General features: G+C 65.0%; 15 protein-coding genes and 1 tRNA gene. 14 read left to right on the top strand and 2 right to left on the bottom strand.

The genetic code is table 11. The features are described 5' to 3' along the window. The 5 genes from J4557_RS50160 to J4557_RS37675 all read left to right on the top strand — a co-directional run. The coding region (locus J4557_RS50160) for a transposase (protein WP_372442569.1) at positions 1-227 on the top strand (227 nt) is incomplete at its 5' end. A 132-nt stretch (positions 228-359) separates the two neighbouring features. Further along, on the top strand, positions 360-1,235 hold the full coding sequence (locus J4557_RS37685) for an ABC-three component system protein (protein ID WP_208271576.1): 876 nt from the start codon (positions 360-362) through the stop codon (positions 1,233-1,235). Beyond that, complete coding sequence (locus J4557_RS51915; RefSeq protein ID WP_307800432.1) at positions 1,232-1,483, top strand: ABC-three component system middle component 6; 252 nt, start codon at positions 1,232-1,234, stop codon at positions 1,481-1,483. The genes J4557_RS37685 and J4557_RS51915 overlap by 4 nt, the downstream gene beginning before the upstream one ends. After that, positions 1,473-3,173: an ABC-three component system protein gene (locus tag J4557_RS37680; RefSeq protein ID WP_208271575.1), complete on the top strand. Its 1,701-nt coding sequence runs from the start codon at positions 1,473-1,475 to the stop codon at positions 3,171-3,173. Before J4557_RS51915 ends, J4557_RS37680 begins: the two co-directional genes overlap by 11 nt. A 62-nt stretch (positions 3,174-3,235) precedes the next feature. Next, positions 3,236-3,895 carry an HAD family hydrolase gene (locus tag J4557_RS37675; protein WP_208271574.1) on the top strand — a complete coding sequence of 220 codons (660 nt, stop codon included), beginning with the start codon at positions 3,236-3,238 and terminating at the stop codon, positions 3,893-3,895. On the opposite strand, the gene J4557_RS37670 is transcribed toward J4557_RS37675, so the two are convergent. After that, positions 3,876-5,147, bottom strand: coding sequence for an NsdA family TPR-like regulatory protein (locus J4557_RS37670; RefSeq protein ID WP_243776960.1), 1,272 nt, complete (start codon positions 5,145-5,147; stop codon positions 3,876-3,878). The genes J4557_RS37675 and J4557_RS37670 overlap by 20 nt on opposite strands. Positions 5,148-5,626: 479 nt before the next feature. Between J4557_RS37670 and J4557_RS37665 the strand changes: the two genes are divergently transcribed. The 9 genes from J4557_RS37665 (at position 5,627) to J4557_RS37625 (ending at position 12,849) form a co-directional block, all read left to right on the top strand. Continuing rightward, the gene (locus J4557_RS37665; RefSeq protein WP_208271573.1) at positions 5,627-6,007 is read left to right on the top strand and encodes a hypothetical protein; all 381 of its coding nucleotides are present in this window, start codon (positions 5,627-5,629) and stop codon (positions 6,005-6,007) included. After that, a complete protein-coding gene (locus J4557_RS37660) occupies positions 6,007-6,231 on the top strand; it encodes a hypothetical protein (protein ID WP_208271572.1) in 225 nt (74 codons plus the stop codon). Before J4557_RS37665 ends, J4557_RS37660 begins: the two co-directional genes overlap by 1 nt. A gap of 108 nt (positions 6,232-6,339) precedes the next feature. Continuing rightward, the gene (locus tag J4557_RS37655) at positions 6,340-7,170 is read left to right on the top strand and encodes a GntR family transcriptional regulator (RefSeq protein ID WP_307800431.1); all 831 of its coding nucleotides are present in this window, start codon (positions 6,340-6,342) and stop codon (positions 7,168-7,170) included. A gap of 129 nt (positions 7,171-7,299) precedes the next feature. Next, entirely contained in the window at positions 7,300-7,728 is a 429-nt protein-coding gene (locus J4557_RS37650) for a plasmid replication, integration and excision activator (protein WP_208271571.1), read from the top strand. Further along, entirely contained in the window at positions 7,728-8,015 is a 288-nt protein-coding gene (locus J4557_RS37645) for a hypothetical protein (RefSeq protein WP_208271570.1), read from the top strand. The genes J4557_RS37650 and J4557_RS37645 overlap by 1 nt, the downstream gene beginning before the upstream one ends. Positions 8,016-8,109: 94 nt before the next feature. Then, positions 8,110-9,576 carry an FtsK/SpoIIIE domain-containing protein gene (locus J4557_RS37640; RefSeq protein ID WP_243776959.1) on the top strand — a complete coding sequence of 489 codons (1,467 nt, stop codon included), beginning with the start codon at positions 8,110-8,112 and terminating at the stop codon, positions 9,574-9,576. Next, entirely contained in the window at positions 9,573-11,261 is a 1,689-nt protein-coding gene (locus J4557_RS37635; protein WP_372442575.1) for a replication initiator, read from the top strand. Before J4557_RS37640 ends, J4557_RS37635 begins: the two co-directional genes overlap by 4 nt. Next, positions 11,258-11,452: a helix-turn-helix transcriptional regulator gene (locus J4557_RS37630; protein ID WP_208271569.1), complete on the top strand. Its 195-nt coding sequence runs from the start codon at positions 11,258-11,260 to the stop codon at positions 11,450-11,452. The genes J4557_RS37635 and J4557_RS37630 overlap by 4 nt, the downstream gene beginning before the upstream one ends. Continuing rightward, positions 11,449-12,849 (top strand): tyrosine-type recombinase/integrase, encoded by a 1,401-nt coding sequence (locus J4557_RS37625; RefSeq protein ID WP_208271568.1) that lies wholly within the window; start codon positions 11,449-11,451, stop codon positions 12,847-12,849. Before J4557_RS37630 ends, J4557_RS37625 begins: the two co-directional genes overlap by 4 nt. A gap of 212 nt (positions 12,850-13,061) precedes the next feature. Here the strand turns inward: J4557_RS37625 and J4557_RS37620 are convergent. Further along, a tRNA-Tyr gene (locus J4557_RS37620) sits at positions 13,062-13,143 on the bottom strand. Between the last annotated feature and the right edge of the window lie 150 nt (positions 13,144-13,293).

Genomic DNA, 13,293 nt, shown 5'->3' with positions numbered 1-13,293 from the left:
CCTGGCTGCGGGGACGCGGGATCGTGCCGCGCATCGCCCGAGCCGGCATCGAGTCCAGCGAGCGTCTGGGCCGCCACCGCTGGAAGATCGAACGGACTCTGGCCTGGCTTTTCGGCTACCGGCGCCTAACCGTCCGCTACGAACGCCACGGCCACCTGTTCAACGCCTTCCTCGTCCTCGCCGCAGCCATCACCTGCTACAAGAAGCTCACACAACTCCCCACATGAGACACGCTCTAAGCCGCGTATAAGATGCGCCACAGCGGGTAGTCATACCGTAAAGGCCACGGGATTCGAGGACACCTTTTTGAAATGAGTGCTATCTCTGATCAGGATCGCGCTTGGCTTCACAGTCAGTTCATGGCGTACTCAATCCGCAAAACGGGATTTGAATGGCAAGATTTCGTCACAAATCTCATGCACGCCAGGCATGGAGGAAGTTTTATTCAAGTAGATCCTGGGGGTCGGGGAGATAAGGGATGCGATGGGTGGGTTGATGGATTAATGTTGGCTTGCTACGGAGCAAGCAAGCCGGACCAAAATTATGTGACCGATAAGATCCACGATGACTTCTTTACGGCCCTTCAACATTGGGGCATACTTATGAGCCGATGGGCGTTTGTCCACAACAACGCCAACGGTCTTCCAGTAATGGCCGCAGAGGGAGTAATCGAACTCAAGTCTGAGTATCAAGATAACGTTGTGGCTATTGAAGTCTGGCCTCCTCAAGTTCTCTGGGATCATTGCCTAGAAGAAATCACCCGAGAAAAGCTGGTTCATGTCTTAGGCGCACCGCCCTCTGATCATCCAGCGGGAATGACGTACATTGCTCGGTGTGTAGAGAGCCTGGCACGCACTCGCCTGAGGGAAGAGTCGGATGATGTTGCGTCTGTCCCCTTTGGTAAGATTGAGTTCAATGAATTTGGTGTAGAAGTAGCAGAATTAATTAAGCGCTTCCAAGTACACACGACTCATGTGAGGTATTATTTCTCAAAAGCAACACCTGGAGAGCGGGCTCAGGTTTCCGAGAATCTGCGGGTTCGCTATGACGCCCATAAGGCCCGCCTGCAAAACTCGGACGCAATTTTTCATGCACTTTGTGATGATCTGATTGAAGAAGCTTTTCCTGGCACAGCTTTGAACGACGCAGAAGAACAGCGCAGCGCGGCATTGATGGTAGTGACGCACTTCTTTGAAAGTTGTGAAATATTTGAGATGCCAAGTGAGAGAGTATGATTCTTCCAACCAAGAATATTGCGCCAGACCAAGCGCTCATCGCAGTTGGTGCACAGGTATTGATGCAGTTGGATCAGCCGGCGACGGTTAGCACTGTTCTTGATCGCCTTATTGCGTGGAGAGCTGCACATAAGATGCCGTCGTCTATTCCATTTTGGTGGTTCGCGCTAGCCCTTGATTTCCTGTACATTACTGGTTCGATTAAGCTAGAAGCTGGCGAGCTAACGAGGGTGTCGCATGCTTCGTAATCTGACGAGTGATCTCGAAGAGTTCAAAGCTGCGAGCTTTGGCTATGGCCTTAATATCGTACTTGCCGAGCGAACGAAGAAGGCAGCTTCTCAAGATAGTCGAAATGCCGTTGGAAAGACTAGCCTGATTAGGGTATTGGACTTCTTGCTCGGCGCTGACGCTCGGCCGGACCACGTGCTTCGACGGCCCGAGTTGGAGAATTCAACTTTTTGGCTAAAGTTCGACCTCGGATCTGCTGCGGCAACTGCAGGTAGGTCAGGGGCGAACCCTGCTTTTGTCTACCAGGGCGATACAAAATGGCGTCTCAATCAGTGGCGTCAGGAACTTGGCAGGAAGCTATTTGGGCTTCAAGGCTACGATGGCGAGCCTAGCTATAGGTCACTTATATCTTTTTACTTAAGAGATGTCGCCAACGGTGCTTTTTCGAGCCCTGTCGAAACCCACAAAAAACAAGCTGCGCTCGCAACTCAGCCAGCCCTGGCCTGGCTTTTCGGGCTGGATACGGGCCTGGTAGGGAAGATCAAGGAGATTTCGGCTGCAGAGAGGAATCTCCGAGATCTTAGGAAGGCGACGCGCGATCCAATTCTAGGGATGACCCTTGGACGCGCACGTGATCTCGACGCGGAGATCCGCACGCTGCGGATCGAAGAAGAAGCCCTTAGCGAGCAGTTGTCGAGTTTTAAAGTGGTCGAACGCTACTCGGAATATCGAGCTCAAGCTGATCAGCTAAGCCGACAGATTAGAACGCTCAATGACAGGCTGGTGCTTTCCGAGCGTCGGCTTGCCGACATCGACCAGGCAATAAACCAAGAAGATGACACTCAACCTGATCACGAATACCTTGAGCAAGTTTATGATCAGGTTGGCCTTGTTCTGCCCGCTCATGTTAAGCGGCGATTTGCTGAGGTCGAAGAATTTCACGCCTCTGTAATAAATAATCGGCGGCGCTATCTTGAGACAGAGCGGGCGAGACTGACGGAGGATATTGCTGGCGACCGTGAGCGCCTAGCGCGTGCCGATGAAGAGCGTTCAAGTCTCATGCGACTCCTCGAAACCGGAGGCGCACTTGAGACTTACCAGGAGTTGCAACGTCAACTCGGGAAACTTTCCGGGCGCCTAGCCGAGTTAATAGAGCGTCGCGAAACGGTCGATCGCTGGGAGAATGCCAATCGTCACCTGCAGTTGCGTAGTGCCGAGCTAGAGATCTTGTTTAGCTCTGATCTCACCGAACGTCGCGTGCATATTGAGGAGATAGGAAGGACGTTCTCTGCGTTCGCCTACCGCATCTATGGTGGTAAGAGGCCGGCGTCTCTCTCTATCGAGCCTTCGAAATCCGGTTACAAGTTCACTCCTACTATCGGCGGCGACAAGAGCGAAGGTGTTCGGAGCATGGCGCTTTTCTGCTTCGACCTGACGCTAGCTGTAACCGCGCATCGACTCGGTCGTGGACCTGATTTTCTTGTTCACGACAGCCATCTTTATGATGGCGTTGAAGGCCGTCAGATGGCTAGTGCGTTGAATCTTGCGAGCGAAGTGGCAGTGGACGAAGGGCTGCAGTATATTGTCACCATTAACTCTGATGATCTACAAAAGGCACAGCGCGAGGGGTTCGTGAGCGAATATCGGGAAAGCGCGAGGATGACAGACGCATATGATGACGGTGGCCTATTTGGTCTGCGATTCAATTAGGCTGTACGCTGCCAAAGCGTATCCTCGAGGGGCAGATTTTTGGTGGCGGTAGAGTAGCGGGCATGATTCGCGCTGTGGTGTTCGATGTGGGCGAGTGTCTGGTTAATGAGACTCGGGAGTATGGGACGTGGGCTGACTGGTTGGGGGTGCCTCGGCATACGTTCTCGGCGATGTTCGGGGCGGTGATCGCTCGGGGGTTGGACTACCGGGAGACGTTCCAGGTGTTCGCGCCGGGGTTCGATCTGACGCAGCAGCGCCAGGAGCGGGCCGAGGCTGGGCAGCCTGAGACGTTCGGGGAAGAGGACTTGTACCCGGATGCGCGTCCGACGCTGGCGAAGCTGCGGGGTGATGGGCTGTGGGTGGGGATCGCGGGGAATCAGACGGTGCGGGCCGGCGGGATCCTGCGGTCGTTGGAGTTGCCCAGCGACATGATCGCGACGTCGGATGACTGGGGTGTGTCCAAGCCTGATCCGGGGTTCTTCCGGTGTGTGGTGGACGCGGCGCCGTGCGATGCGGGTGAAGTGCTGTATGTGGGTGACCGGTTGGACAACGACATCATGCCCGCGGCTGAGGCGGGGTTGCTGACGGCGCTGATCCGGCGGGGGCCGTGGGGGATCGTTCAACAGGACGACCCGGAAGCCGACCGTGTTCCGATGATGCGGATTGATTCGCTGGCCGAGCTTCCGGGTCGTGTGGCGGAGTTCAACGCTGGAGCGCGCTGAGGGTGGTCTGCCATCCGTAGAGGCGGTCGTCCAGGCGGCGGACGCATTCGGTCTCGGCCCACGGCTGGAGTGTGCGGCGGACGTCGTGGACGCGGTCCATTCCGGTGGCGTACCAAGTGACGGCGAGCTGGTCTAGCGCCTGCTCGGCGTAGGCGCATGCGGCTTCGGGGTTCTTCTGGGCGACTTCGACGGCGGCCAGGTCGCCGAGGATGACGGCGCGCTGTTTGGCGTTGGTGGCGCCGATCGCGTCCAGGACCCCGAGCAGTGTGGTTTTGGCCTGGGCGGGCTGACCGGCTTTGAGCTGGGTGTCTCCCTTGAAAGAGGCGAGGCTGACCGGCGAGAACCAGTTGAACCACTCGGGGGTCGGCTGACCGGTGCTCTCGGCCAGGACGTGTTCGGCGTGGCTAATGAGACGTAGCGCTTCGCGGGGGTGTCCGCATCGGGTCTCGCACTCGGCCTCGACGGCGTCCAGCCATGCCAGGAACTCGGCGGGTGCGGTGCCGCGTCGGGCGTAGGTGCGGGCGGCGCGCATGCGTTCGGCGGCCTCGTCGCGTCGGCCGTCCCATCCGGGGATGAATGCGGCGTGGGCGAGGATGGCCGCGCCCAACAGCGGGTCGTCGGCTTCGCCTGCGGCCTGGAGGGCGCGGACGTATGAGGCGTCGGCGTCTTCGGGCTGGCGCAGGTCGAAGAACTCGATGCGGCCGACCAGTAGCAGTGACTCGGCGAGTGCGGTTGCCAGGATCGTGCGGGGGACGCCGGTGGTCTCGGCGAGGAGCTGCGTTCCGAGTTTGGTGTGCTCGACCACGGCGGGGTGGAGCTGGGCGGGCTGGACGGAGAAGTAGAGGCGGCGCAGGGCGCCGTTGATGGCGGCGAAGTCGGCTCCGACAGTGGCGGGTTGGACGGCGGCGTTGGCCTTGGGCAGTGGCAGCGTGGCGCCGTTGCCGGGGATGGCGGGCACGGTCGCGTTCGGCCGTGCGGGCGCGGGGCTGTCCGAGGACTCCCACGGCGGGGTGAAGCCGAGTTGATCGACGGGCAGTTGCAGCACGTGGACCAGTAGGCGCTGGTGGTCGGCGCGGGGCCACGGCGGGGAGGCGGACTCCCATCGGCGTATCTGCCGGGCGCTGATCTGCATGTTTCCCAGGCCGAGCAGTGGGGCGGCGGCCGTCATGGCGTCCGCCAATGCCTGCTGGGAGGCGTATCCGGCGTGTTGCCGGGCGGCCTTGAGTCGGGTGTTTCCTGCCGGGCGCGGCATCGCAGCTCCCTCCGCTGGACGTCCTCTACGGGACCGACTTTAGCGCCCATAGGGCCTCCGAGCGGACACTGTGACGCGCTTCTCTCTCTATAGAGACCTAATAACGTCCTCTAAGCGTCCTCTCATGGACCTTCTTTAGGACGTTGCGGGGCGCGAAGGTTGCTGCCATGCGCGACGAGCAGGCGGACAACGGGTGCGAGCACTGCGGCGACCGAGGGTGGAAGTTCTCCCATCCTCGACGGGCGGTGCTGGTGGGTGCGTCGGGTGATTCCGGGCCTGACGTCAAGAAGGTGCCGTGCCGCTGGTGCGCGCCGACACGCAAGACGCGTGCGGCGTAGGTGAAGCCGCGGGGCCGGCGGGCGTTGCGGGCGACTGGAAGCGCGGTCGCTTCGCCCCCGTGGCGGCTGCGCTTGGCCGGGTGGGGTTCGGTCGCCTGCTCGTCCGCCGGTCCCGCTTCTACCCCCTGGGAGTTCTCGGTCATGAACGTGGTGAGCTTGCGGCCTCTGCAGAACACGGCATGGCGTCCGGCTGCGCTGGCGCTGGTCGAGGCGTTGAAGCGGCGGGGCCTGGACGCGCAGGTGTACGGGCATGGAGCGGTGCGGGCGAGCAACCCGGCCGGTGAACCCGACCCCGATGACCCGCGCGGAGCGCTGATGCATCCGGGGATGCGGCAAGAGGTCCTGTGCCGTCGCCACAAGGGCGTGCTGTGGTGGCTGTGGGTGTGGGCCGGACCGACCCGCCAGTCCCCGCCGGAACTGGAGCCGTTGTGCCCGCTGCTGGAGACCCATACGGCGGCGGACCGGATCGCACACGTCCTGGCGGTGCCGTTCACCAGCTCGCCGGACGGCGGCGGGTCGTGATGGGTGCGGTTCCGGTGGTGCTGCCGGACGGGATGAGCGGGCGGCCGGTCGCCGCGCAGATCGAACGCGAGTTCTCCGGCGTCTGGGCCTGGTACGGGGAGGCCACCGGGACGTGGTGGGCGATGGTCCGGCTCGGCGATGACGCTCGTCTCGTAGAGGCGCTCAACCCTGACGAGCTGCGGAACGCGATCGTTCACGCGCGGGGCTGGCCCTGGCCTCGGTGATGTGAAGGTCGCCGACGTTGGCGGCGAACTGGGTGGCCCTCGGGCCTGTCTGCTGGGTGGTTCCGGCGGTCGGGCTCGGGGGCCTTGCTCGTTGCGGCTGGAGCGTAGGTGCAGTTCGTGGGCGTGACGTCGGAACGGAAGGAAGCTACAGTGCCAGAGAGATTCGCTTATGCGGTCAAGCGTGAGAGTCGTCAGGTGGTCGAGATGTCGAGCTTGGAGTTCGAGCCCCCGAAGTACGCGCGTGTGGTGCTGGAGTTGCGCCGCCGGATTGAGAACGGGGACTACCCGCCCGGCTCGATGCTGCCGTCTGAATCACAGCTCGTGCGGGACTTCGCGGTCGGCCGGACGACCGTCGTCCGTGCTCTGCAGATGTTGCAGCAGGACGGGTGGATCACTCGTGAGCACGGGCGCGGCTCGTTCGTGAAGGGGCGTCCGGGTCCTGCGGCGCGCGCCTCGCGTCCGGGCCTTGCTCTCCTCGACCAGCCGGAGACCTCGCCGGGCGTGAGCCTCCTTGAAGTCGGCACGGTTCCGGCTCCTGCACCGGTCGCCGGCCTGCTCGGCCTCGATGGTGGGGCGCGGGTGCTGGTGCGTCGGTGGGCGAGCGTCCGGGAGGGGCTCGTCTCGGAGTTGGTGACGTGCTGGTTCCCGCAAGAGCTGGCGTACGGCACCGACCTGGACAAGGACACGGCTCTGCCGGTTGGGCTGCGGGCTCACCTGCGCACCGTGAAAGACGTGCGCGTCGACCACATCGCCGAACGGCTGTCGGCTCGGCTTCCGTCCAAGGATGAGGCCGAGGCGTTGCAGCTCAAGAAGTCTGAGCCGGTGCTGACGGTCTTGGCGAGCATGCATGATGCCTCCGACGCGGCGTGTTTTGTGGCCGAGGTGCTGCTGCCGGGGTCGCTGCATGAGCTGGAGGACGTCTACAGCGTCCCGGACTGACCTGCATTTTTGTTAGGTGTGACGCAGGTCACTAGTTTCGGAAGTTGTCCGGACGAGTGAACAGGGTAATCTCTCGCTACATCCACTCGACCGGACAAGCGGTCGGGTGAACGTCTGGAGGTATCCGCCATGGCGGTGCAGGGTCCGTTCAAGGTCGCGTTCGGCGACGTGTTCCCCTACGGCGCGTTCGTCAAGGGCGGCGTGGAGCCGGTGCGGGACTTCGACCGGTCGAGCCGGGAGAACTTCGTGCAGGGCCGCGACAAGGACACCGGCGAACTGGTCTGGTCGGTCGAGGTCCTCGACGCCGACCCGGCGTCCAAGGGGACATTCAAGGTCAAGCTGATCGCGCCGGTGCAGCCGGTGCTTCCGGAGGCTCCGGCGGGGTTCCCGTTCGTGCCGGTGGAGTTCGACGGGCTGACGGTGACACCGTACGTCAACAGCCAGAACAACCGGCTCGCCTACTCGCTCAAGGCGGCGGGGATGCGCCCGGCGGGCTTCAAGGGCGGCGCGGGCCGATCCAATGGCAAGGACGGCGCGGCAGCCAAGGACGCTGCCTGATGGGCGCCTACTCCTACACCACGGTCACGGTGGAGCCGGACGGGTCGGCGCGGATCACGGTGCACATGCACCCGGACGACTCGCTGTCGGTACTGTGCGGCTCGGGCCGTGACCGGGCACAGATCTCGTTCACGCACGCGGGCGCCGACGTAATCATCACCCCGACCGACCCGAACTCCCCGACCGCCGGAGACGTCCAGGTCGCGCGCCAACTCGCCGAGTCGTTCGCGACGTACGCGGCCGAGGTCGAGCGGCTCCACGCGCTCATCACCAACACGGCGGCCTGACCCCCGAAATGGGTGGGGCGGCTGGAGCTGGTACCTCCGGCCGCCCCGCTTCTCCTCCCCCTCAAAGGCTCGAAAGAGAAGAGGTGTCCAGGCTATGTCCTGGGAGTTCCGCAAGCTCGGCCCTGGTGAGAACGTCGCCGTTGAGGCGCAGCGTGACCCGTTCGCGGCGCCCAAGTGGGCGCCTCCGGTCTGGCACATGCCCGAGGGCCTGGTGCTGCTCGTCAACCTCGTCCGCACCGCCGTCCGGACGGTGGTGTTCCTGGTCCGCAACATCGTCCCCGTCTCCATCGCCGGTGGGCTCGGCTGGCTCGGCGTCCGGTACGGCTGGGCCGTCCCGCTCGTCGTCATGGTCCTCGTCGCGGTCGGCCTGGCCGTGTGGGCGGCGCTGGACCGTCCGTCCTTCGTCCGCTACGCCGCTCGTCCGGCCCGTGCCCGGTGGCGGCTGGCGATGGTCTACCGCCGCGACTGGCAACCCGTCCTCGTCACCGCCGGACTCACCAAAGTCCACAAAGGCCGCGAGTACCTGCCCTCTCTCGTCCGGGTCCGCTGCGGCCCGACCTCGGACCGCGTCCTGGTGAAGATGCTCAAAGGGCAGGCACCGGACGCGTGGGAACGGGTCGCGGTCAACCTCGCGCACGGGTTCGGCGCGACCCTGGTCCGGGTCCGGGAGGGGGACCGTCCGGGACGGCTCTGGCTGGAGTTCGTCCGCAAAGATGCCCTCGCCGTCCCGATCCCCGCCCTGCCCGTCCCCGACGCTGCGGACGTCGACCTGCGGGCGCTGGAGATCGGACGAACCGAGGACGGCTCACCGTGGCGGCTGCGGCTCCTCGGGACGCACGTGCTCATCGCGGGCGCCACCGGTGCCGGCAAGGGCTCGGTGATCTGGTCGACGGTCCGCGCACTTCTGCCGCTGATGCTCGCCGGACTGGTCGAGGTCTGGGCGGTCGACCCCAAGCGCATGGAACTGTCCTTCGGCCGCCCCCTCTTCGAGCGCTACGGCCGCTACAGCGATGACCCCAAAGGCGGCATGGTCGAGCTCCTGGAGGCCGCGGCCGAGAACATGAACGCACGCGCCGAACAGTTCGCCGGAGTGACCCGCTCGTTCACGCCGACGCACGAGCATCCGTTCCGGGTCGTGATCGTGGATGAGCTGGCGTTCCTGACCGCGTACTGCCCCGAACGCGACCTGAGAAAGCGGGCCGAGTCGGCGCTTGCCGTGCTGACCTCGCAGGGGCGGTCGGTGGGGTACTGCGTGATCGGGGCGCAGCAGGACGCGCGGAAAGAGGTCAACAACCTTCGTAACCTGTTCCCCGACCGGATCGCGCTGCGGCTGGATGAAGACGAACAGGTCGACATGGTGTTGGGCGATGGTGCCCGCGACCGTGGCGCGCTCGCTGACCAGATCTCGTCGGTTCCGGAGATCGGTGCGGGGGTCGGGTTCGTCCGGCTGGAGACCGTCCCCGATCCGGTCCGCGTCCGGGCCGCGTACGTCTCCGACGACGACATCCGCGACATGGTCGCCTTCGGGCTCCCCGTCCTCAATGCCGGGGAGGCCGCGTGACACAGCTCTCCCTGGACGGCTCGCAGACCCCCGCGGCTGAATCGACGTCGGAACCGGTGGTCAAGACCCTCGCTCCGCTGGCGCGGGGTGTGCTGGAAGCGGTCGCGGTCGAACACGGCGTGTGCGTCCGGCCGGTTCCCATGCGGCGGGTCGACCTGCACACCGGTGCAGCCGAAGTGGTCTACGTCCCGTGCGGCCACACCCTGGCGAGCGTGTGTCCCTCGTGTGCCGAGCGGAAGCGCAAGCTTCGGGCGGTGCAGTGTCGGCAGGGGTGGCACCTGGCCGAGGAACCCGTCATCACGCGCGCTGACCCGGATGAGGAACAGCGGGCGTGGATGGAACTGCGGTCGCAGGCACAGGCGGCCTGTGACCGCGCCGCCGAGGACGGTACGGCGGACGGGGAAGGCCCGGAGTTCTGGGATGCCGTGGTGCGGGACCTGGATATCGAGATCGAGCGCACCGGGGTGCGGGGGTCGCTCAAGACGGGTGAGGATGCCAGGGGCCGGCGGACCCGTTCCACCCGGCGGCGGCAGGACGCGCCGGACCTTCCTCGGCGTCCGGTCGACTCCCGCACCGTCGGCAAGGTCTTCCGGGGCAAGGACGGCAAGACGTTCCGGCCGTCCATCTTCCTGACCCTGACCCTGGACTCCTACGGGCGGGTCCGCTCGGACGGTACGCCGGTCGACCCGGCCACCTACGACTACACGCGCGCCGCTCGCGATGCGCTGCACTTCTCCAAGCTGGTGGACCGGTTCGTGCAGAACCTGCGCCGGTTCGTCGGGTATGACGTGCAGTACTTCGCTGCCGTTGAGCCGCAGCGGCGGTTGGCTCCGCACCTTCACATGGCGATCCGCGGGACCATCTCCCGCGCGGAACTGCGTCAGGTCGTGGCGGCCACGTATCACCAGGTGTGGTGGCCCTCGACGGATCGCGTCGTCTACTCCGGGGATCGGCTGCCGGTCTGGGATGAGGCTGCGGGCGAGAACAGCGGCTACCTCGACCCCGCAACCGGCGAAGTCCTCCCGACCTGGGATGACGCGCTGGACGCGATCGGCCTGGACGAGGACGCCGAACCCCTGCACGTGGTCCGCTTCGGACGCCAGATCGACGCACAAGGCGTCCTCGCCGACTCCGCAGACTCGCGACGCTGCATCGGCTACCTGACCAAGTACCTGGTCAAAGGCGTCTCCGAATGCCACCAGGCCGAGACTCCCGCGCAGCGTGAGCACGTCGACCGGATGGCCGAAGCACTCCGCTACGAGCCGTGTTCGCCGACGTGCGCGAACTGGCTGCGTTACGGCGTCCAGCCCAAGAACCCCCGCAAAGGGATGACGCCCGGCTACTGCAAGGGCAAGGCACACCGACGCGAACACCTTGGCTACGGCGGCCGTCGCGTCCTGGTCTCCCGCAAGTGGTCGGGCAAGACGCTCGCCGATCACAAAGCGGATCGGAAGGCGTGGGCGCTGGCTCGCCTGGCTGAGGCAGGCATCCCCGTCTCCAACCCGGCCGACCCACAAGCGGCCTACGTCTGGGAACGCGCGGGGCCTGGCGACCCCGACGTGAGACCGACCGAGCATCGGCTCCTGCTCCTGATCAACGAACGCATCCAACGGCGCCGCCAGCTCGACGCCGCGACACAGAACACCACTCCCGAACTTTCGGCAACTGCGGAGGCAGCAGCGTGAGCACTCGGCGGGATGAACTCCTGACCGTCGCCCAGGTCCTCGAAGAACTCGGCGGCGTGTCCGAGCGGACCTTCTACCGCTGGCGCGAGCTTGGCAAGGCGCCCGAAGCGCTCAAGCTCCCGAACAACGAGCTTCGCATCTGGCGCAGTGAGCTGATGCGCTGGCTCTGCACCCTCCAGGAGGCGGCGTGACGACGTCGTACAAGGTCAAGTTCTGGGAGATCCGCCCGAACAAGGCCGGGGCGAGGTCGAGCAAGCCCGGCAAGGTCATCTCGTACACGGTGCGGTGGACGGTCGGCGGGCGGGAGAAGTCGCAGACCTTCCAGCGGTCGACGCAGGGGAAGAACTTCCTGTCCGACCTGCGGCAGGCGGCGAAGAACGGTGAAGAGTTCGACGTCGAGTCCGGCTTGCCGCTGTCCATGCTCCCGAGCAAGACGGCGGAGAAGCCTGCACGCACGTGGCTGGAGTTCAGCCGGGCCTACATCGACATGAAGTGGCAGGGGGCGGCCCCCAACAGCCGTGACGGGCTCACCGAGACGATCGCGACGGTCTCTCCGGCACTCGTGCGGGAGGACGCTCCGGAAGCCCCTGAGGCGGAACTCCTGCGGCGGGCGCTGCGGGCGTACTACCTGGCTCCGCAGGATCGGGAGAAGCGGCGGCCGGTCGAGATCGCTGAGGCGCTCTCGTGGCTGGAGAAGGCGTCGCTGGACATGCCGGAGGTCGCCAAGCCTGCCAATGTCCGGGCGGCGCTCAACGCGCTCTCTCGTCGGCTGGACGGCAAACCGGCGGCGGCCGCGACGGTGGCGCGTAAGCGGGCGGTCCTCTACAACGCCTTCGAGTACGCGGTCGAGCTTGAGGAGTTCGACCGGAACCCGATCGACAAGGTCAAGTGGTCTCCGCCCAAGCTCGCCGAAGAGGTGGACTGGCGCGTGGTGATCGGGCCTCGTCAGATGCGGGAGTGCCTGACGGCGGTCACCTATGTCGGCAAGCGGGGGCGGGGCCGGCGGCTGCGGGCGCTGTACGGCTGCATGTACTACGCGGCGCTTCGTCCGGCTGAGGCGGTGGCGCTACTCAAGGACGACTGCCATCTTCCGGCAACTGGCTGGGGGCGCCTTGTCCTGACGCGCTCGCTGCCCGAAACGGGCTCGCGCTGGACGAACAGCGGCAAGACCCATGAACAGCGCGGGCTCAAGCTTCGTCCGCTGGCCGAGGTTCGGACGGTTCCGATCCCGCCGGTCCTAGTGGAGATCCTCCGGGAGCACATCGCCGAGTTCGGGACGGCGGACGATGGGCGGATCTTCCAGACCGAGCGGGGTGGCATCGTCGGGTCCACCGCCTACGGGGACGTCTGGGCGGCGACTCGGGCTCTGGCGTTCACGCCGGAACAGGTCGCCTCTCCCCTGGCTCGGCGGCCTTACGACCTGCGGCACGCGGGGGTGTCGCTGTGGCTCAACTCCGGGGTGCCGGCCACCGAGGTCGCCGAGCGGGCGGGGCACAGCGTCAAGGTGCTGTTGCAGGTCTACGCCAAGTGCATCCTCGGTCAGCATGATCGGGCGAACCAGCGGATCGACGATGCGCTCGACGACTGATCATGCCTACGCTGTGGGGGCTCTGGTTCGCGCCGGAGCCCCTTCGGCTTTCCCGGTGCGACCTGCGAGAACGGGCTCGGAGTCATTCCGCGTATATTCCGGGACCGGTGACATCCGGGGGCGTTCGGTGGCGTCTCGCTGCACCTGGGGGATCTTGGAAATGCGAACGGCCCCTGACCGTTGTGCCTGGTCAGAGGCCGTTTCGCGTGGTGTGGCGGGTGCAGGGTTCGAACCTGCGTAGGCTAAGCCGACGGATTTACAGTCCGCTCCCATTGGCCACTCGGGCAACCCGCCGTGGCGTCGCTCTCGCGACGGCACTGGAAAGAATAGCGGACGCGGCGCGTGGTCGTGACATCGGAGGCCGGGCGGTGCGGACCCGCGGGGGCGGGGCGCGAGTCGCTACGCTCTCAGGACCGCGTAGGTGCTGCTGAGGGGAAGTGTGCG

Source organism: Actinomadura nitritigenes (assembly GCF_017573545.1).
GTDB lineage: Bacteria > Actinomycetota > Actinomycetes > Streptosporangiales > Streptosporangiaceae > Spirillospora > Spirillospora nitritigenes.
Note: the sequence above shows the minus strand (reverse complement) of the source record. Positions and strands in the feature narration are given on the sequence as shown.